Origin of the sequence: Kitasatospora sp. NPDC051164 (assembly GCF_044455625.1) — a bacterium.
GTDB lineage: Bacteria > Actinomycetota > Actinomycetes > Streptomycetales > Streptomycetaceae > Kitasatospora.
Genome location: NZ_JBITFB010000049.1, coordinates 13,252 through 32,095 on the forward strand (window position 1 = coordinate 13,252; position 18,844 = coordinate 32,095).

General features: G+C 72.4%; 15 protein-coding genes and 2 pseudogenes. 9 read left to right on the plus strand and 8 right to left on the minus strand.

Annotated features, from left to right (window positions below):
* Positions 1-60: 60 nt before the first annotated feature.
* Entirely contained in the window at positions 61-2,757 is a 2,697-nt protein-coding gene (locus ACIBEC_RS42945) for a LuxR C-terminal-related transcriptional regulator (protein ID WP_360507651.1), read from the minus strand.
* Between the two features lie 404 nt (positions 2,758-3,161).
* Here ACIBEC_RS42945 and ACIBEC_RS42950 point away from each other — a divergent pair.
* The 3 genes and pseudogenes from ACIBEC_RS42950 to ACIBEC_RS42960 form a co-directional block, all read left to right on the plus strand.
* A pseudogene (locus tag ACIBEC_RS42950) lies at positions 3,162-3,368 on the plus strand (radical SAM protein); the annotation flags it as partial.
* 111 nt (positions 3,369-3,479) lie between these two features.
* Positions 3,480-5,378: a KedN5 family methylcobalamin-dependent radical SAM C-methyltransferase gene (locus tag ACIBEC_RS42955; protein ID WP_360507648.1), complete on the plus strand. Its 1,899-nt coding sequence runs from the start codon at positions 3,480-3,482 to the stop codon at positions 5,376-5,378.
* A 39-nt stretch (positions 5,379-5,417) separates the two neighbouring features.
* On the plus strand, positions 5,418-6,641 hold the full coding sequence (locus ACIBEC_RS42960) for a hypothetical protein (RefSeq protein ID WP_360507645.1): 1,224 nt from the start codon (positions 5,418-5,420) through the stop codon (positions 6,639-6,641).
* A gap of 644 nt (positions 6,642-7,285) precedes the next feature.
* On the opposite strand, the pseudogene ACIBEC_RS42965 reads toward ACIBEC_RS42960, so the two are convergent.
* From ACIBEC_RS42965 to ACIBEC_RS42985, 5 genes and pseudogenes are all read right to left on the minus strand, one after another.
* Positions 7,286-7,774: pseudogene (locus ACIBEC_RS42965) on the minus strand (ATP/GTP-binding protein); the annotation flags it as partial.
* A 158-nt stretch (positions 7,775-7,932) separates the two neighbouring features.
* Entirely contained in the window at positions 7,933-8,379 is a 447-nt protein-coding gene (locus ACIBEC_RS42970) for a hypothetical protein (protein ID WP_360507642.1), read from the minus strand.
* Positions 8,380-8,772: 393 nt separating this feature from the next.
* Positions 8,773-8,898: a hypothetical protein gene (locus tag ACIBEC_RS42975; protein ID WP_360507639.1), complete on the minus strand. Its 126-nt coding sequence runs from the start codon at positions 8,896-8,898 to the stop codon at positions 8,773-8,775.
* Between the two features lie 94 nt (positions 8,899-8,992).
* Positions 8,993-9,865 carry a hypothetical protein gene (locus ACIBEC_RS42980; protein WP_360507636.1) on the minus strand — a complete coding sequence of 291 codons (873 nt, stop codon included), beginning with the start codon at positions 9,863-9,865 and terminating at the stop codon, positions 8,993-8,995.
* A 124-nt stretch (positions 9,866-9,989) separates the two neighbouring features.
* Entirely contained in the window at positions 9,990-10,154 is a 165-nt protein-coding gene (locus tag ACIBEC_RS42985; protein WP_360507634.1) for a hypothetical protein, read from the minus strand.
* Positions 10,155-11,318: 1,164 nt separating this feature from the next.
* On the opposite strand from ACIBEC_RS42985, the gene ACIBEC_RS42990 reads away from it, so the two are divergent.
* The 6 genes from ACIBEC_RS42990 (at position 11,319) to ACIBEC_RS43015 (ending at position 16,405) form a co-directional block, all read left to right on the plus strand.
* A complete protein-coding gene (locus ACIBEC_RS42990; protein WP_396290396.1) occupies positions 11,319-11,825 on the plus strand; it encodes a hypothetical protein in 507 nt (168 codons plus the stop codon).
* A 174-nt stretch (positions 11,826-11,999) separates the two neighbouring features.
* Entirely contained in the window at positions 12,000-12,752 is a 753-nt protein-coding gene (locus ACIBEC_RS42995; protein WP_360507629.1) for a hypothetical protein, read from the plus strand.
* Complete coding sequence (locus ACIBEC_RS43000) at positions 12,710-13,360, plus strand: hypothetical protein (RefSeq protein ID WP_360507626.1); 651 nt, start codon at positions 12,710-12,712, stop codon at positions 13,358-13,360. Before ACIBEC_RS42995 ends, ACIBEC_RS43000 begins: the two co-directional genes overlap by 43 nt.
* Before the next feature lie 534 nt (positions 13,361-13,894).
* A complete protein-coding gene (locus ACIBEC_RS43005) occupies positions 13,895-15,418 on the plus strand; it encodes a replication-relaxation family protein (protein ID WP_360507623.1) in 1,524 nt (507 codons plus the stop codon).
* Positions 15,419-15,665: 247 nt separating this feature from the next.
* Entirely contained in the window at positions 15,666-15,890 is a 225-nt protein-coding gene (locus tag ACIBEC_RS43010; protein ID WP_360507620.1) for a hypothetical protein, read from the plus strand.
* A complete protein-coding gene (locus ACIBEC_RS43015; protein WP_360507617.1) occupies positions 15,887-16,405 on the plus strand; it encodes an NUDIX domain-containing protein in 519 nt (172 codons plus the stop codon). The genes ACIBEC_RS43010 and ACIBEC_RS43015 overlap by 4 nt, the downstream gene beginning before the upstream one ends.
* Positions 16,406-16,802: 397 nt before the next feature.
* On the opposite strand, the gene ACIBEC_RS43020 is transcribed toward ACIBEC_RS43015, so the two are convergent.
* Complete coding sequence (locus ACIBEC_RS43020) at positions 16,803-17,204, minus strand: hypothetical protein (protein ID WP_360507614.1); 402 nt, start codon at positions 17,202-17,204, stop codon at positions 16,803-16,805.
* Positions 17,205-17,914: 710 nt separating this feature from the next.
* The gene (locus ACIBEC_RS43025) at positions 17,915-18,766 is read right to left on the minus strand and encodes a hypothetical protein (RefSeq protein ID WP_360507611.1); all 852 of its coding nucleotides are present in this window, start codon (positions 18,764-18,766) and stop codon (positions 17,915-17,917) included.
* Positions 18,767-18,844: the final 78 nt, after the last annotated feature.

An 18,844-nucleotide genomic window follows, 5' to 3' on the forward strand; every position in this document is an offset into this window, starting at 1 on the left:
CGTCCGTGCGTCGGGGCGGCGGCCCGAGCGGCCCTGGGGCCGCCGGTCGGGGGCGACGTGTCAGTCCTGCCCGGTGCCGGCGAGGTCCAGCCGGGAGACGATCCGCAGTTTGCGCATGGCCCGGGCGACGTGGTGTTCGACGGTTCGCGGGGACAGGTGCAGCTGCGTGGCGATCTCGCGGTTCGTCATGCCGGTCGCGGCCAGTGCCGCGACCTCCTTCTCCCTGGGCGAGAGCTGCTCGCCGTAGGACGGGCGGCCCGGCGGGCGGCGCTCGGCCGTCGTGCGGCGTAGCAGCGCGCGCACCCGGGCGGCGTCCCAGGATGCGCCGAGTTCGTCCAACTCCGCTGCCGCCGAGAGAAGTTCGTCGGCCCCGGCGGGGCAGAGGGGATCGGCTGCGAGGGCGGCGCGGCCGGCGTACTCGGCGAGCAGTGCGGCCTCGTGCGGGCGGGGCAGGGCGCGATAGGCGGCTCTGGCCTGACGGTAGTGGGTCACGGTGGTACTCGGGTCGCCGTCCGATTCGGCGAGCAGGCCTCGGCACCATTCGAGGGCCGCGTGCGCGAACGGGATGTCGCGGTCGTCGAGTCCGGCCGCAAGTTCGGCCACCATGTCGCGGGCCAGGTGCGGCCGGTCGGCGCGGATCGTCGCCTCCACGGCCCATGGCGCCGCTTGGGCCGCCCAGGCCCACACGCCTTTGGCGCGCAGCATGGCCCAGATCTCCGCCGCCAGTTCGGCGGCTTCGGCCGTCTCGGCGCGGGCCAGCGCGAGCCGGATCCTGGCCCCGGCGGACACCGCGCGCTGCGGGATGTCGCGGTCCGGTGGCTCCGGCTCGGTGAACGATGTGCTGAATTGCTCCCAGTCGCCCTTGGCGAGTGCGACGACGCCCAGGACCAGTTGGGCCTCGTTGACGATGCACGGCATCTCGTCGGCGTCCGTCATCAGCGCCTGGGCCCGGTCGGGTAGGCCGGACCAGCGGCCGGTGGCCCAGTCCAGTGCCACCGAGCCCAAGCGTACGACCTTGTCGACGTGCGGTGCGCCGCTCTGCGCGGCCAGGTCCAGTGCCTCGGCCAGCAGGGCGGCCGAGCGGTCGTAGCGGCCCTGCCAGAACGCGCCGTCGGCCGCGTTGCACAGGGCGCGGGCGCATTGGTAGAGGTGCCGCGGGTCGTCGCTGGTCCGTGGCAGGTCCGCCAGGAGCCGCCATACGTCCGGGTCGCCCATGGACATCAGGAGCGGGATCCGGCTGGCCAGGACGGCCGTCCGGGCGGCCGGGTCGCCGGTCCGGACGACGGCGGCTTCGGCCTGGTCCAGCCAGGCACGGTTCTCCTCGGCCGAACTGCCCGGCAGGTGGGGCGAGGCGAGGGCGGCGAGGGCGCGCGCCGCCTGCTCGGGACGGTCGGACAACTCATCGGCAGCCAGGGCGAGCTCACTGCGGGCCTCGGCGCTGCGGTCGAGGTGGTTGAGCAGCAGCAGCCCGAGGCTGAGCCGGATCTCCCCACGGATCGGTCGGGGCAGCGCGCAGTCGGCGACCACCTGGCGCAGCATCGCGGCTGTCTGCTCCGAGCTGAGTCCGGCCACCGCGCTGCGGGCCAGGATCGCGCCGAGCCGGGCCCGGACGTCGCCGGGCGTACTCGGCGCGGCGAGGGCCTCCTCGACGAGGGTGATGGCGCATTGGTGGGCGCCGGTCCCGGCCGCCTCCTCCGCGGCCCTGGCCACGCTGTCCAGCCAGTCGGCCGCCTGTCCCGCGGCGTGGTGGTGGCCGGCCAGCCGGGCCCACGGAACCGGCTGCCGACGGGCCAGGAGCTGGGCGGCGCGGACGTGCAGGTCCTCCCGTGCCGGTCCGGGGACGGCGCAGCGGACGGCCGTCGCGGCCAGCGGGACGCGGAACCCGTAACGGTCGGGGCCGAGCTGGTGCAGGGCGGCAGTGCGCACCGCGGCGAGCAGCGCGGTCCGTCCGCGGGCGCCGGGCAGCGCGGCGACCTCGGACAGTTCGGCGGCGCAGGCGGGGTCTTCGAGGACCGCCGCGGCCCACACGATGCGGCGCTGGGCCGTCGGCAGGGCTGCGGTGCGGCCCAGGACCAGCTCGGCCAGCCGCACCGGGGGTGCCGGGGTGGCGGTACGGTCCGGCGTCTGCGCGAGGTCTGCCAGCACGTCGGCCACGACCTGGGGAGTTCCGCCGGAGCAGTGATGGAGTCGGGCGGCGACGTGCGGCGGGCAGGGACCACCGAGGGCCTGTTCGGCCAGGCGGCGTATCTCGCTTACGTCCAAGGGTTCGAGCCGGACCCGGACCACGGTCAGGTCGGTCGGGTAGTCCACCGTGGCGCCCAACGCCAGCCCGGGTTCGGGGAGTTCCTCCGGCCGGTAGGTCAGCACGGTGCACAGGCCCGCCGGCGGGTGCTCCAGCAGCCGGCGCAGTGCCCGGCGCTGGGGCGGATCCGCGTGGTGGACGTCCTCGACGACCAGCAGTCCGCTGGGCCGGGCAGCGAGGAACCCGCCCCACTCCTCGACCGCGGCCGGCGCCGATCGGCCGGAATCGGGTGTCGGCGTGGCCGTGCCCGGCTCCCATGCGACCGCGGCGCCGCCGGCGGAGACCCGCAGCACCACGGCAGCGGTACGTGCGGCCTCCGGCAGGCTCAGCAGGCGGCGGACGAACGTCGTCCTGCCCATGCCGGCCTCCCCCTCGACCAGCACGAGCCCGCGGCGGCCCGCGGCGGCGGATGCCACCAGCTCCCGCAGCCGCCGCTCGTTCACACCCTCGCGCACATGGACTTCCCTTCGCCGTGCAGAGCCCGAAGACGGTCCGCGAACGTTGTGGCACAGGTCCGCGCAGGCCGGGCCGCAGCCCGCCGCGAGGCGAATCACGAACCTACGGCAGGGGCGTGGCCCGAGGCTCTGGATCCACGTTTCGTCACTGTTCCTGCACCTTGGGCCGGAATTGCGCGGATCTCGCATCCGTCCGCTTGGCGGCAGCCCAAACGCGTCACGGTCAAGGCCTGTGGAACGGTGGCCGCCGTCACCGTCTGCAAGCCGCAGGCCCGCCAAGTGCTACCGCACGCTCGACGAGTCTTCGACGGTTCGCGGGGACAGGTGCAGCTTGTCGGCGACGGCTGCAAACGGGCCGGTTCCAACGGTTCAGTTGAGGGCCAGTCGTGATCTCGCTGTCAGTCGTTGTCGCGGTTCGTGGTGGTGGGCGATCGAAACGCCGGGATGTCCTCGGCAACCTCTACGGCGGCAGCTACCGCGCCCGCCTGGCTCCTCGGGCCTGCCCGCTGCCGGTCTGTGACTGCCACATCGGCTACGTCCACCTGGAGACCCTGCCGCTGTACGAGTTGTTCGGCGCGGGCGTCCTGGAGCGGGTGCCCCGGAACTGGTGACATCCTGCCATGAACGCCTCAACTCGAACTAGGATGCGTAATGTTGCGAACGCGTGACCCACCGTTTCGGGACTGTCATGTCCCTGACCCAGAGGGGGAACCATGCTGAAAGTGAAGATCATTCAGCAGGGCGTGTGGCACATGTCCAAGGAGTCGATGCCCCTGGCGGCCGGCTACCTCGCGGCGATGCTCCAGAACGATCCGGAACTCTCGACCCGATGTCAGGTGGAAATCCTGAACTACTCGGGCGCGACCAGCCCCTGGGAGATGGCGACCGAGCTTCTCGGCGGCGATGTTCCGGACGTCCTGTGCTTCTCCGTGCTGGGCTGGAACGTCCGCCAGTTCGGCGCTTTGGCGGAAACGTTCAAGCAGGTGAACCCGAAGGGGATCGTGGTCTTCGGCGGGAACCATGTCTCGAACCAGGCGGAACGCACCCTGCGCCAGTGGCCCGAGGTCGACGTGATCGTCAACGGCGAAGGCGAACTGACCATCGTCGACCTGGTCTCCCGCATCGCCGACGGCGGCGACCTCGCCGAGGTCGAGGGGATCTCGTACCGGGACGCCCTGGGCTCCGTCCGCACGACCGCGGAGCGGGCCCGCATCGACGACCTCGACATCATCCCGTCGCCGGTCCTGTCCGGGGTGCTTCCCCTCCATGACGACAACGGGGCGTTCCGCTACGACGTCGCCCTGCTGGAGACCAACCGCGGCTGCCCGTACCACTGCTCCTTCTGCTACTGGGGCGGAGCCGTCGGCCAGCGCGTACGGTCCTTCTCCCGCGAGCGCCTGCGCGCCGAACTGGACGCCCTCGCCCGGGCCAAGGCCGAGACGGTGGTGCTGTGCGACGCGAACTTCGGGATCCTGCGCTCGGACCTGGAGTTCGTCGAGGACCTGGTCGAAGTGCGGCGCTGCTACGGCTACCCCAGGGCCCTTGAGACCTCCTGGGCCAAGAACAAGTCGAAGACCTTCTACGAGATCGTCGACATCATGCGCCGTGAGGGCATACGCAGTTCCTTCACCCTCGCCCTGCAGACGCTCAGTGACGACGCCCTGGCGACGATGAACCGCAAGAACATGAAGATCAACGCCTGGAAGGACCTGACGGAACGCCTGTCGGCGGACGGGATGGACATCTACGCGGAGCTGATCTGGGGTGCCCCGGGCGAGACGCCGGAGTCCTTCCTCGAAGGGTACGACGAACTCGCCCAGCACGTCTCCCGGATCGCCGCCTACCCGCTGATCCTCCTCCCCAACACCGACTACGTGGAGCGCAAGGACCTCTACGGCTTCGTGACCGTCCGCGGCGACCGGGACGACTTCGAGTACGTGCTGGCGAACAAGGACATGACCCTCCAGCAGAACCTCGACATGCAGCGGTTCCTGTTCTGGGCCCGGCTGCTGGCCGAGAACCTGGTCCTGCGCCGGGTGTTCCCGGCACTGCGCGCCGCGGGCGGCGTCCGCCAGTCCCGGGTGATCCTCTCCGTCGCGGACCACATCGAGGCCCAACGGACCGCGGGCGCCCAGCTCCTGCGCGGAGCGGCGGCCAACTCCACGGCCGATCCGGACTCCCTGTCACCAGCACTGGAGTTCTGCTTCACCTCCGCGGAGTTCGACGAGCTCGTGACGGGCTGGTGGAAGGCGAACGGCCCCTCCCTCGTGGCCGCCCCGTGGGTCGAGCCCTTGGCCGAACTCATCCGCTTCGACCTCGACTCCCGCCCGCTGCCGGACGCCGCGGCCCGCGGCCCGTACGGCGCCCTGGCCGAGGTCCGGGACGGCGAGGAGGTACTCGTCGCCGAACGGGGCTACGCCTACGACGTCCTGGGGATGTGCCACAGTGCAGCGGAGGACCGGCCGAGCGAAGCGCCCCGCCGCAGTCCCGTGACGGTGGAACTGTGCTGGAAGGAGGGCTTCGCCGAGTTGGCGGGATCGACCAATCACGAGGAGACCGCCCACTACGTGGCCCGGTCCCGCCTCCTCGGCGGCGTCCGCAAACCGACCGTCGCGTACTGAACACTCGCGCACCGAGCAAGGGTTACGGCAACACAGGCGATGAACACACCACTCCCCGCCCCCGCGCGCGTCAGTTACCGCACGCTCCTGATCCCCCGCGCCCGACGCCGCATGGTGGTCACCGGCGCGGTCTCCCGACTGCCTCTCGCGGGGGCGGGCGTGGCGATCGTCCTCGCGGCCGGCGGCGCCACGCATTCCTACGGCATGGCCGGCACCGCTTCGGCGCTGTACGTGATCGCCGCATCGGTCATGGCTCCCCTGCACGCCCGCCGGATGGACCGCATGGGCCAGCGCCGGGTGCTACTCGTCGCCGGCGGTGTCCAGGCGGCGGCGTTCGCCTGCCTCATGCTGTTCTGCCGCGCGCCCGGATGGTGGCAGACCCCGGGGATCCTGGCGGCCGCCGCGGCGGCCGGCGCCTCCCAGGTCGACATCGGTTCCGCGGTACGGGCCCGATGGGCGCATTCCGCGCCGGACCGCGTCTCGCAGCAGACCGCCTTCCTGCTCGAATCCGTGATCGACGAGCTGATGTTCATCCTCGCGCCCATGGCCATCACCGCGGTCACCGCCACGCGCAGCTGGGCCGCGCCCGCGGTCGTCCTGCTCGGTCCGGCCGTGGGCTGGCTGCTGCTGGCCGGCCAGACCAGCACGGCGCCCCCGTCCCTGGCGAAGAGCGGCACCGGGCCGTCCGGGCCGCGTGCCGTTCCGCTCGCCGGTTCGCGCGACCTCGTCGCGGCCTTCGTGGGCATCGGCGCGTACCTCGGCTCGATCGAGATCCTCCTGGTCTCCCTCGCCGATGCCGACGGCGAGCCGCGCTGGGCGGGCTACGCGCTGGCGGCCTGGGCCTGCGGCAGTGCGTCGGCCGCCCTGTTCGCCGGGCCGTACCTCGGCCGCCTGGCCCCCGAACGGATCTTCATTTCCGCCATGGCCTGGATGACCGGCAGCGGCCTGCTCCTGCCCCTGGTCGGTCCCCGACTGCCCCTGGTGGGCGCCTGCTTCCTCGCCGGCATCGGTGCGGCCCCTTCCATCGGCTCGGGCTTCTCCCTCCTCGGCCGCCGGACGGCCGGTGCCGCGGAGGGGATGAGCTGGGCCTCGTCCGGCATGGGGGCGGGCACGACGATCGGAGCGTTCAGCGGTGGATGGCTGGCGGACCGGACGGACGGCGGGTCGGCCTTCTGGCTGTGCGTGGGCTTCGGCGCGGTCGCCCTGACGCTCGCCTGGCGTGCCACGTCGAGAAGCGGCTCCGCCACCCCGCGACTCGGTTGACCGAGCCGCGGTCGTTGACCGGCCGGCGGGGCCCGCGCCCCGGGAACACGGGTGCCCGGCCCGCGCCGGCGGCGCGCCCCGGGCACCCGAGGGCTGCCGACGGGGTCAGTTCCGGTTGTCGTCGCCCTGGTTGTCGTTGTCCTCGTTCAGGCCGCGCGGGTCGATGGACCAGATACCGCGCCCGAAGGTGGCGGCGTAGAGGCGGCCGTCCGGCCCGGTCTTCAGTTGCTGGACCGAGGTGGTGGGCAGGTTGCGGCTGAGGTTTGAGGGGGGTGTAGTTCGGATGCGGGGTGGTGTGTGGGCTGGGGTTTTGTGAGTGGGATGAGAACGGGTGAGTGGGGGTTGGTGGTGTGGGCGGTGGTTGTGAGCTGGGGGTATCGCGGGTTTTGTGAGTGTGGCGGCCGGTGTTGAGGGGTGTGGGGTGTCGTAATGGCTGCTTTCATGTTTTAGCTGGTCAGGGCTGTTTCACCTGGTCAGGTGGGGTGTCGTGGGGTCTGTTCGGGCGCTCGCTGGTGGGCTGTTCTCATTGATCTCGGGGTGTTCTCGGCTCATGTCGGGTGCGGGCGGGCTGGCCCCGGCCGTCCGGGGCGGTGTTCTCAATGATTCTGAGGGTTTCTCAGCCGGTCTCTATGGCCGGTGCCCCTTCACCGGGTCCGTCCGCGGGAGTGGGGGCCGGGTGTGGGGTGGGTTTCCGCTTGGTGGTCCAGGCGCACGCCATCGAGGGTGTTCTTGGTGATGCGTTCGGTGCCGTCGAGGATCGCGGTGAGGGCGGCTTCGCGGATGAGGCGGGCGAGGCTGCCGATGCGTCCGGCGGTGCGCTGGTGGAGGTAGGGGGCGTGGCGGGGAAGGGTGCCTGGCCGGTGGCGCCGGAGGTCGAGGGCTGCTTCGAGGTCGGTGACGAGGCCGGTGAACGGGCGGCGGTTGCCGAGGCGGGCGGGTAGGGCGCCGGTTTCGAGGAGGCTGGCGCGGGCGGCGAGTTGAGCGCCGCGGACCCCACTGAACAGGGCCGTGGTGGTGACGTCGATGCCGGCGTAGACGAAGGTCGCGCCGATGCGTTCGGTGAGGTCCTTGAGGAGGTCGGCGGCTTCGGCGCCGGTGCTGGTGCGGGGCTTGAGGCGGTGGATCTCGTCGATTTTACCGACCGCAGGAGCTCGGAAACCCGCTCTGAACTGCGACGATTCATAGACTACATGTCCGTGACGACGTGTCACTACTTTCTGCTGTCGTCCGGTGGGGTGGTTCTCGAGTTCGTCGTCCGAGATGGCCTTGAAGCCTGACCCGGTCCAAGCTGCTAACGGATTTCGGGCAGGTCATGGGGGCTTGGCGACAGGTCAACGGCGCCGGCTGAGCGGAGCGTGCGGCCGAGGTCTCCAACGAGAATCCGCGGGTGGCGGCGCCACCACCACATATCGTCGGGATCGAACCGACTGATCCGATGAAACTGGGACACTGCCTGGCCGTCGTCGAAGACGGTTGCAGTCCGGAAGCGGTCGTCGAGTCCCTGGATCCGCTGGTTCCAGGTCACGAGCACGTGCCCGGGCAGGAGAACCCACGCCTCGTGGAGCCAGTTCCGACTGTAGAGGTCGTTTGTGTACTCGTCGATGAAGTCCTCGTAGCCGTTCTCAACGGTCCCGACGAGCGAAGCCCACTGGTCAACCATCTCGGTGACGGTGAATGCCTTGCGCCAGCCGCGCCCGTGCAGCACCTCGCCTGCCGCTTGGTCATCCTGGGGCTCCATGTTGGGGATGTTCGCATGGCCTCGGCTGGTGCGGCTACTGGCTTTCCCCGGCTTCGAGACCGAGGGGGCTGGTCACGTATCGCACCCGATTCGACGCGTCCAGACCGGGAACGGTGGCGGCACGACCTCTGCCGGGTCCTGGCCGTCGGATTCGAATGATGTGAGTTCGGTCCACGGCACCGAGCCGGGATCACTGTCGTCGAGGAAGCTCGCAACGGTCCGGACGCCGCCCGGCCGACTACGCCCGCACCGCCTGGCACGTCCTTCCGTCTCTCATCGAGGCGGCGCGGTCACCATGCGGGCCACGCCACTGCCGGCGCCCTGAGGTTCGGCGTCGCCGTGCTGGGCCGAGGTGAGCCGCGAGCCGCACCGTGTGTTGGTGGCGTTGTGGCGTCACGAGGCGGCGAGCGTGGCCAGTGCGTCCTGGGCGCAGGCGGTGGCGGCGGCTTCGGCGTCGGCGGGCGGGATGTCCTTGAGGGTGTACCCGGAGAGGGTGTGTGCTTCATAGTCACTTGGCAATCGGTCAAGATTGCCTGTCAGAGGGCACCGGCTGTCCTGTGACAGGTGATCTTGACCGATTGCCAAGTGATCTCGACTGCCGGCGCGGGCTTGCTCACCAATCGGCGCTGACTTGGTCGGCGATCGAGAAGTCGGTCTCGCAGTCGGGGCAGGTCGCATGGCCGAAGACGTGAGTCAGCGCGTATGCGACCTCGCGCTGCCCCTCGGCGAGTGCGAGGTCATGGAGTCGTCGGCCGATGCCGTCCAGGTCTGTGGGAGCTGCGGGGCGCAGGGCTCTCGTCTCGATGTCGCCGTCCGCGATCGCATAGTCGTCGCCGGTCGAGAAGAAGCCGCGTTCGCCGAAGGCGATGAACAAGCTCGCCTCGCAGCCTGGGCATGAGACCTCGTACTCCTCGCTCCCGAGCCCCCAGGCCAGGTCTTCACTCCAGCCCACGACACCTTCGAAGCCCAGCATGGCTTCCATGAGGTGGATGTACTCCGCGCGGTTCGAAGCGGTCCGACGGTAGTGATCCACAGTCCTCAGCAGTGTCGCGATCTCCGCCGCATGCTCTGAGCGGGCGTCGTCCGCCCTGGGCCGCTGACTGGCGCGGGCCACGATCGCGCCCGCCAGGACCAGGGCATTGACAGCCTGTTCCCGGTTCCCGCTCTCGGCCGTGTCGGCCAGCCAGGGCAGTGCCGCGAAGCTGGCCGAGTAGACGCTGCCTTGATGACACAGAGCCGACCACAGGTCGTTCCAGAGCTCGGCGTTCGGCTCTGCTGCGATCCGGTCCAGCAAGGCCGGTATGTCCTCGGCGGCACCGTAGGCATGGCTGAGTTGCGACCAATCCGTCATGCGGAGATCCAACCAGGCCGATGGGCTGATTGCGGAGGCGGGACAGCGCTCGCTGGCCGCGACGACATCCATCGATTGCTTCAGCCTCCACAAGTCAAGATCAAGTGGCAGACACCCGCCGTCCATCAAGACCATCTGGCAAACGGTCAAGATCATTTGGCATGGGACACCGGCCGGGCGGGGCCTCCTCGATGGCGGCGAGCAGGCGGGCGTGGACGGCGCCGGCGGCCTCGCGGGTGGCCGGGTCCGGGTCTTCGAGCTACGGGGCGATCAGCGCGGCGGCCGCGGCGAGGACCGGCACCGGGACGGTCGCGGAGCGCAGGTGCAGGAGCTGGGCGGCCGCGAGCTCGCCGGGCGTCGCCTGGGCGCGGGTGTTCGGGATCAGGGCGTTGATGCCGCGGGGCAGGGGCTGGGTGCTGGTCACCCGGCTCATTCTTTCGCAGCGGGGAAGTCGTCATGCCGGTGCAACCGCCCGCCGGACCGGACGGTCACGGGTGTAGCAAGGTCACCCTTGCTGCACCCGGGCGTGCTGCTGCTCCCCGTGTAGCAAGGCGGCCCTTGCTACACGCTGCTGCTTCCGGCGGGCGTGCTGCACCGCCGGGTGCTGCGACTGCGACGGCCCGCGCAACCGCCGGCTGCGCAGCGGCAGGAGCCGGGTGCGACGGTGCGATCCGGGTCGCAACCGCCCGGACCGCGATGCGCAAGGGCGGGTGCGGGCCGGGTGCGCGGAGTGCGATGCCGCAGGTGGGGGGCACTGCGATGGGCATCGCAGTGGCAGGCGCCGCAGGCCTTGGCCGGGTGGTCGGCCGGGTCGGCTGCGCACAGTGCCGGGCCCCGGCCGGATGCGCATGCGCATGGTGGCGAGGGGGCCGTTGCGCATGCGCAAGAGCTCGTTGCGCAGCGGGTTGCGCATGCGCAGCGGGACAACCGGGCCGTTGCGCGGGACAACCCCGGACAAGGGGCCGGCGGGTAGCAGGGCAAGGGGGCGGGCTACTACGGCCGGTGACGGGACAACATGCAGCGCTGCTGCACCGGGCAGCGGGACAACGTGCAGCAGCAGGATGCTCGGCTGCTGCTGCACCACGGCAGTGGAAGGGCGGCTGTGCAGCACGGGTGGCGCCCTTGCCACCCAGCAGCATCGTCGGGCTGTCCCTTGGCCTCGCTGACAAGCCGAAGCGGGCAACCGTCGGGCGCTGGCGCCGATACTCTCTGCTTTGTGGTGACTACAGATGGGGAAGGGCGGGTGGAGTCCGCCGCTTGTGGCGGGTGTGGGGCGGCGATCACGGCGACGAGGCGGGGAGGACCGCGGGAGTACTGCAGTCAGGCCTGCAAGTCGCGTACAGCCCGCCAGCGCAGCGCTGAGGTGCACCAGGCTGAGGTCGCCGCAGCGGCTGCCGGACGCCACCCGCGCCCGGATTCTGGCGGTCCGCCTGATTCGGCGGGCCGGTGTTCGGTGTGCGGGACGAAGCTACGGAAGCCGGGAGCGGGGCAGCGGCCGTCCTACTGCTCACGCTCCTGTTCGTCGAAGGCGTACCGAATTCGTCGCGCCGCCGCCGTCGAGCAGCAGCTCGCCGCGGCACGCGCGACAGTGCGGCCTGCCGCCGACCGGGATGGGCCGCTCGGGGAGGTGCTGCGGCTGGCCGCCGCCGTCCACGGCACCGCGGTGCAGTTCGTCGACGACCTCGACGCGGGCCTCGACCCGGCGGCCACGGCCGAGCAGTTCACCGAAGCCCTGTCCGTCCTGCACCAGGATCTGCTGCACCAGGCCGTCCTCGCCACCCGCCGCGAGGTCGGCATCCCAGCCCAGCGAGCGCTGCCGACCACACTCACCCCGCCGCTCGCGCTGACCCTCGGCGGCTGCGAGCCCGTCATCGACCTGGCGCCGGGCTGGCAGCTCTCCGGCCGCGGCGCGGGCACCAGTGCCTACTGGGTCCTCGACCACGGTCACGTCACCGGCTGGGTCGAGCAGAGCCCGGCGGGTGGCTGGCACGCCGTCAGCGACGGGGCCCTCCTCGAGGCCGGCGAGCGCACCGGCCCCGGCCCCTGGCGTGACCACGTCCTCGCCGGACAGCGCCTGGCCAACGCGCACCCGTAGCCGGCCACAGCGTGCGGCAATGGCGGCCCGCGCCGAAATCCCGGCTCCAGTCGGGCCGACAGGCGCCCGCTCTTTGCGGCTCGGGCCGTAAAGGGATCGGCGCGGGAGGGCGTCAAGGTTACGATCCCGACCGTGAGTAACGACCCGGGCCGTAATTCGGCTACCTGCGCTGACGTGCTGTTCGATGTGCTGCCGGAGACGCCGGCCGCGCCGGTGTGCGTGCGGCCGGGCTGCGGGAAGCCGGTGCCGGTCGCCGAGTCCGGCCGGGGCCGGCCCACCCTCCACTGCTCCCGCTCGTGCAAGTCGAAGATGGCCCGCGCCAAGGCCAAGGCAAAGGCCGCCGCCGAGGCGGCGGGCCGCACGGTCCCGGAGCCGCCGGCGCCGGAGGGCGTCCAGGCCGCGATGCTGGGCCACCTCGCCGCCATGGAGAGCACAACCCGGGCCTTCTTCACCGCCGTGGACACCGACCCGGTGGCCGCGTACGAGGCGTTCTATCAGGAGTACCTGCGGCTGGACGCCCGGGTACGGGCGGCGGCGGCCGACGCGCGCGACGAGGTCCGCTGGCCCGGTCTGACCGGGGACGCGCTGGAGCTGCGCCGGGCCGAGGAAGACCTGATGCGCCCGGACGTCCTGGCCCGCGTCGCCCCGCACGTCCTGGCCTCTGCGGCCCGGGCCGTAAATGCGCCCGCCACCGTGGCCGCGCCGAAGCCCGGAGAAACGCCCGAGCCGCAAACGCCGCCCCCGCGCCAGGCCCCGGCACACCCGGGACAACGGCCCGGGCCGAAATCCGCCCCGGCGCCGCCGTGCCCGCTCCGGCCGCCACGGCCGAGCAGCGGGCGGAGGCCTTCGAGGCGCTGCGCCGCGTCGCCTGCACGATCCCGACGGTGCGGTTCGGCGAGCCGGACCGCCTCGACGACCTGGACCTGACGGTCGGTGAGGGCTGGCTGCTGGCCTCCTGGGACGACCCGCAGGCCGGGGACGTCCACCAGCTGCTCTACCGGGGCCAGCCGATCGGCTGGACCGCCCCGCTGTCGGACGGCCCATGGGGGCAGGCCGGCCACATCGCCGCCGCGCACCGGAACGCCCAGGCCGCGGACATCCTGACCGACCCCGCCAGCGGGGACCGCACCCACCGCACGGTCGGCCAGGCCCTGGACGTCCTGCACCGCGCGCACATCGACCGGCAGCGTGCCAAGCGGGCGATGCCCGACGTGCAGCACCTGGCCCTCAAGCGCCCGACCGGCTGGAGCACGCCCTCCGACCGCGGCCTCGGCGAGCCCGACCGCGCCACGCTCGACGACGGCCTGGTCCACCTCACCTGGCCCGACCACCCGGGCGTCCAGGAACTCCAGCAAGGCGGCCGCCCGGTCGGCTGGATCGAGGAGTACGACGTCCAGCACGGCACCTGGACCGCCCTGATCGACAGCAGCCTCGTCGCCAACGCCGCCAGCGGCGAACCCCTTCGCTGCCCCGACGCCGAAGGCGCCCTCGCCCTGCTGCGCCGGGCGCTCGAGGAGCACCTCACCCGCTGGTAGACCGAGCCGACGCGGCCGCGCGCGATGGACAGCTCCAGCAGCGCGCGGCGCGCCTCTGGACAGGCCCTGCAGAGTGCGGCGCGCGCTGGTCCGCCGCACTGGTGCGGTCCCGCGTTTCCCCTGGACAACGGCAGGTTTCCCCTGGACAAAGTGCCGCACGCGGAGCCCGGCGACCGCGCCGCACCGCATCGGCCGGTGCGGCGCGCCCCCGTCCCGCACCGCACCGCCGCACCGCGCGGACCCTGCCCCGCGCCGCGCGCCCCGCACCGCACCGCGACGCGCGCCCCGCACCGCGCGCGTCGGCGCCTGGGCGCGCGGCCTGACGGTCTGTGGTGTCGGTCACGGACATACCAGGAGGCCCTTGACCGGGGCGAATCGGGCGGGACAACACGCTGGTCAAGGGGTCGGACAAGGGGTGTGGTCAGGCCGCGGACAAGGGGGTGGTGTGCAGTGTCGGCCGCACCCGGACGCCCGTCCGGGTGCCGGGCCGGCCACCCCGCAGGCCCCGGCTTCCTGCTGACGGAAGGCCACTCGATGACCACCACCTCGCTCGCCACGCCCGGTCCGGACGACGGCGACCAGGCCGCCGACCACCACCAGGCCCGCCAGGCGAAGGCCTCGCCCGGCCGGGACAAGGGGCCCGACCCGGCCTCCATGGGCACCTCCGCCGGCACCTCCGTGCCCCCGGCGGCCGAGGGGGCCGTTTCCGCAGGCCAGCAGCCCCGGACAAGGGGCCGAAGCGGTGGCGACAACCCTCTTCCCCCTGCTGCTGAGGTGCGGTGGAAGGCGGACTCGACGGAACCGGTGCGGCGTGGGGTCTTGGTGTCGCTCGGCCTGTTCCAGCGCGCCACCGCGAGGGAGCTCTGGCACCTGGTCCTACCGGGACAGCGCAACGACAAGGCCACCCGCGACGCCCTGGTCGACCTGGAGGCCGCCGGGAGGGTGCGGGAGGAACTGCGCCTGCCGGACAACCGCAAGCTATGGACCCTGACCGCAGCCGGCCGCCGCGAAGCCGGTCGGCTGCTCCCGGCCGGGACGAAGCTGTCCAAGCTGCGCACCGAGCGCGACGGCCGGGCAACGGCGTTCTCCGAGCACGCCCTGGACGTCGTCGCCACCGCCGGCCTCCTCGCCCGCGCCGGGCTCGGGTACCTGGAGGCGTTCTCCACCGAGGTCGAGCACTCGATCCCGCACCGCCGTTCCCTGTTCACCGACCTCGTGCTGCGCGACCCCGGCTCGCACGTGCCGGTGCTCCTGGTCGAGGTCGACAGAGAGAACGAGGGCGTCGGCACGCTCGTGGAGAAGCTCACCTCCTACCGCACCTGGTGCGAGCTCCCGGCGAAGGGCACGGCGAAGGCCGCGTTCGAGGCCTCGCTGCGCCGCCGAGGTGACCGTACGCACTGGCCCACCGTCTACCCGCCGACCGGCCGCGAGGGCCTGCCGCCGGTCGCCCTGGTCCTGGAGGCCGGCCGCAAGCGCGACCGCCTCGGCACCAAGCGGCTCACCCCGCAGCAGAAGGCGGAGAAGGCCAAGCAGGACCACGAGCGCCTGCTCAACCGCATGACCGCGGCCGAGGCCGCCTCCGAGGACATCTGGCACGCGCCCCCGTACGGCGGCGACGCCGTCCACGCCCACAACCACCACCGCGCCCTGCCGGTCGTCGCCACCACCCTGCCGCTGCTGCGCCGCCACGGGGCCGACGCCCCGGTGTGGCACCGGTTCGGTCGCCGCGGCTGGCACACCCTCACCGACGCGCTCGACAATCCGGACGGCGACGAGCTGCTGGCCGTCGAGCGGGCGGAGGCGGATCGGGCCCGCCGGGCGCGGGAGGCGACGGAGCGGGAGCGGCGCCGTCCGGCCTGTCGCCGCTGCTCGGCGCCGTTCTCGGACGAGCGGTGGGAGGAGAAGGAACGGGGCTGGAACGACGACGGCCTGTGCGCCGGCTGCCGCCAGGCCGACGCGGACCGGAAGGCGCAGGAGGCCGCCGAGCGCGAGCGGGCCGCCGCCGAAGCCGCGGCCGCCGAGGCGAAGCGCACCGGCTCGTGGTGGCGCCGGTCCTGACCCGGCCTCACCCCGAGCACAAGCCGCTGACCTGCACTGGGGAGTTTTCGGCACCCCCGCTGACCTGCACTGGGGAGTTTCGCCCCGGGGCCGGTGAGTTTCGCCCCGGGCCGCTGGTGAGTCTCGCCTCGGCCCCGGTGAGTTTCGGGTGTCGTCGCAGGTCAGCGGCCGGTTAGAACGGCCTGCGGTACGCCGTCCGGGTGGCGGCGGGGTTCGGCTCGGTGGCGTGGTGGGCAGAGCCTGCGACATGACGACACCCATCACCAGGCGCCGCAGCCGTCGCCGCCGCCCGGCCGCGCCCACCGCGTCCGCGCCCGCCGCTCCGGTCCGCGCCGGATGGCCGCCGGCCCCGACCCGGCCGGGCAGAACCGAGTGCTGCCGGACCTGGTCCAGCGAGCACCTGACCCCGGGCGGGGTGGTCGTGCGCACCACCTGGCACGAGCCGGCCTGCCCGGCCTGGGCCCGGCGGTGACCGCCGACACGGTGGCCGGGCCGGTCCCGGTGCGGGTGTGCGCGGTGCTCGTCCACGACGGCTGGGTGTGTCTGATCCGCCGCCAGCGGGAGGCCGGCCTCCAGCACTCGCTGCCCGGCGGCGTGGTCGAGGACGAGGACGGCGAGGAACCGGCCGACGCGCTGCGCCGGGAGCTCCTCGAGGAGCTCGGCCTCGACCTGACGGTGCTGCCCGCGCCGCTGGTCCTGCACTTCGTCCAGGACCAGGAGACCAAGCGGCCGGGCGAGACCACGCCGTTCCGGCGCCGGCACCTGGTCTACGTCGCCCACCTGCCCGACCACCTGGTGCAGGCCGTCGCGGCGGTCGAGCAGGACGACGCCGGCCAGGCCCCGGTGGTCTGGCTGCCGGTGGCCGACGCGGCCGGCCTCCACCTGTACCCGGACGTCGGCGCCGTCCTCGACCAGGCCGTCCGGCCCGTCGCGGGCGGCCCGGTGCTGCTCCCGGCGATGACCACCACGTCCTACCAGTGGCGCTGACCTCCCGCGCGCACTGTGACTGTGCGTCGTAGTTGGCCAAAGTTTCCGGGCTAGTTGGCCAGTCAGCTGGAAGCGGCGCCTGGTCCGGAGCGGTGTTGCGTCGGTGGAACCGCAGGCCCTGCCGTGGCCTGTACGAGACAGAGGATCTGGTCGGCGTCGTGTGAGGTGGGACGAGCTGTTCGTTCTGCTCGAGCTGGAGCGTGACGACGGCTGTGCCCTGGATCTGACGGAAGGGTGGGCACACCGTCAGCGGACGGTGACATGGAGCCTCACCGGCGCGGAGGTGTTGTCTCTGAGGTGAGCCGTACAGCGGTCCGTGCGGCCGGGCAGGGGAACCGCACCCCGGCCGCACGGACTCCCCAGCCGAATGCTGGTCGGCGGGCCTACTGGCGCACCGTCAGTAGATCCAGCCCGTGTAGTGGGTGCCGCCGCTGCTGTTCTGCCCGCTCTCCGTGGAATAGGAGATGCCCTGTAGGGGCGTGGAGCAGAACAACCACACGTCGCCGCTCTTCGCCTGGTAGTCGTTCCAGTTACCGCTGTTGGAGCAGCCCCCGCCGCTCCGGAGCGTGAAGTACAGCCGCTCGTCCGTGCTCGCGTGGGACGTGTCGACCGTCCAGTGCAGGTAGCCGCCGGACTGGTCGGTGAAGGTGTTCACGCACATGCCCACGGTCGCGCCGTAGGCGGTGCTGTAGTAGACGCAGGTCGTGTTCGCGCTCGCCGACCCAGCCCCAGCCACAAGGCCCGCACCGGCGAGGCCGAGCGCCGCCGCGCCAGCCGCGAGTCGTTTTCCGAGGTTCATGCTGATTCCCTCCCGACCACCGACCACCGGAGGCCCTGGGCAGAAGTGTGAACACTGGACGGGCAGAGCGCATTATGTTCCTGCCAACTGATAGCCGCGGTTCCTATTGGTCGTAGTCGGGCGAGGGCCCGCGGCCGTTCCGGTGCCCCGACACGTCCCGTGATGGCCAGGTAGCGCGAAGACTGTGGCCATCAACCCTGGAAAGTGGCCATCTACCCTGCTGTGACTGTGCACGGTAGATGGCCAGGTTTGCACGCTACTTGGCCAGCGGGCGGGCAACTCGTTGACCGGGGTGGGCCGCAGACCAACTCGCCTCGGAGGACGCCGAGGCGGCTGCGCCGCAAGGCACAGCCGCCTCGGGGCCCCCACCAGCCGGGCCGTCAGTTTGGTGGGCTGTTCCTGCCCGTCCGCACCGCCGCGGGCAAGTCGGGCCGCCGCGGGCCGACGACGCGGCTGGCCGCTGAACCCGCAGTTCTCCACGAACGCGGCCAGCAGCCGCGTGATGACCCGTGGCCAACCAGCCTGCTCAGACTGGCCAGGTAGCGTGAAAACCTTGGCCATCAACCCTGGAAAGTGGCCATCTACGGTGCACAGTCACACACGAGCTGGCCCGGTGCGGGTTGCCTTTGAGGTTGCTACTCGGGCTTGCTACTCGGGGCTGCTACTCGGGGTTGCGTCAGGCGGTGCCACCGGAAGCGGGTTTGCGCAGCTCAGCGCCCGTTGTCCGTAGGCCGGCGGGCGCCGACTACTCCCTGGGCACCCTGGCGGGTGCTGGGTGAAGTCCGGGCACCGGAGCGTCGGAGAAGAAGAGCAGGAGAGTCGGCGCGCAGAGCAGGAGCGGAGACAAGATCCCGGCAACCTGATGCTGCGCGCCGACGGCGTGGTGGTGGTCCGCTGCGCGGTGGCCCGGCGGCCCGCTTCGCGGCGCCACCGGCCGGGAGGAGGAGCGAGGAGGAGGACGGCCGGCGGCAGGCCATCCAGCGGGCTCCCGCTCGCCGCCTACAGTTCCGTCCACCCGCACGCCCGCCCGCTGCTGCTGAGCGGGTGCCAGACCGGTGCGGACGGGCCGCGCTGGACGAGGTCCTCGATTCGGGCGGCGCCGGCCGGGACGCGGTGAGCATCTCGGTGACGGCCGGGTTCTCCTCGGCGGCCAGCCGCAGGTCAGCCACGGCCGAGCGCACCCCGGAGGCCGCCGTGCCGACCAGGACCACCAGCAGCCGCGGGAAGGATCGCCAGCGCCGCTCCCACGCCCGACCCCGGCCGCCCGGACCCGACTGCTCCCACAGGGCGGCGCAGGCCGCCAGCTGCGCCGCGGTCTCCTCGGCGCCCGCACCGGGGCGGTGCCGTTCGACGAACGCCCGCAGCCGGTGCCGCTCCTCGCCGGTCCCTGCGGTGTACGCGAGCTCGGCGGCGGGCCGGTACACACCGCCGCCCTCGACCGGCAGCTCCGTGGCGGGGAGGAGGTCGAGCGGGCCGCAGGCCTCGCCGCGGGTGCGGGCGTCGGCGACGAAGGCAGAGTGGATCCGGCCGACGTCGAGCAGGTGCTCGCGCCCGTGCCTCACGGCGAGCCGGAGTTCGCCCGCCGGGGCCCGCCGATGATGGCGGAGAGTGATGGGCGGAACTGGCCCGCCGCACGGCGC

What these genes read in the sequence shown, in the direction of transcription:
- ACIBEC_RS42960 (WP_360507645.1), top strand. Translation starts at nt 5,418, where the DNA reads ATGAACACACCACTCCCCGCCCCCGCGCGCGTCAGTTACCGCACGCTC.
- ACIBEC_RS42970 (WP_360507642.1), bottom strand. Translation starts at nt 8,379, where the DNA reads ATGGAGCCCCAGGATGACCAAGCGGCAGGCGAGGTGCTGCACGGGCGC.
- ACIBEC_RS42980 (WP_360507636.1), bottom strand. Translation starts at nt 9,865, where the DNA reads ATGGTCTTGATGGACGGCGGGTGTCTGCCACTTGATCTTGACTTGTGG.
- ACIBEC_RS43005 (WP_360507623.1), top strand. Translation starts at nt 13,895, where the DNA reads ATGACCACCACCTCGCTCGCCACGCCCGGTCCGGACGACGGCGACCAG.
- ACIBEC_RS43010 (WP_360507620.1), top strand. Translation starts at nt 15,666, where the DNA reads ATGACGACACCCATCACCAGGCGCCGCAGCCGTCGCCGCCGCCCGGCC.
- ACIBEC_RS43020 (WP_360507614.1), bottom strand. Translation starts at nt 17,204, where the DNA reads ATGAACCTCGGAAAACGACTCGCGGCTGGCGCGGCGGCGCTCGGCCTC.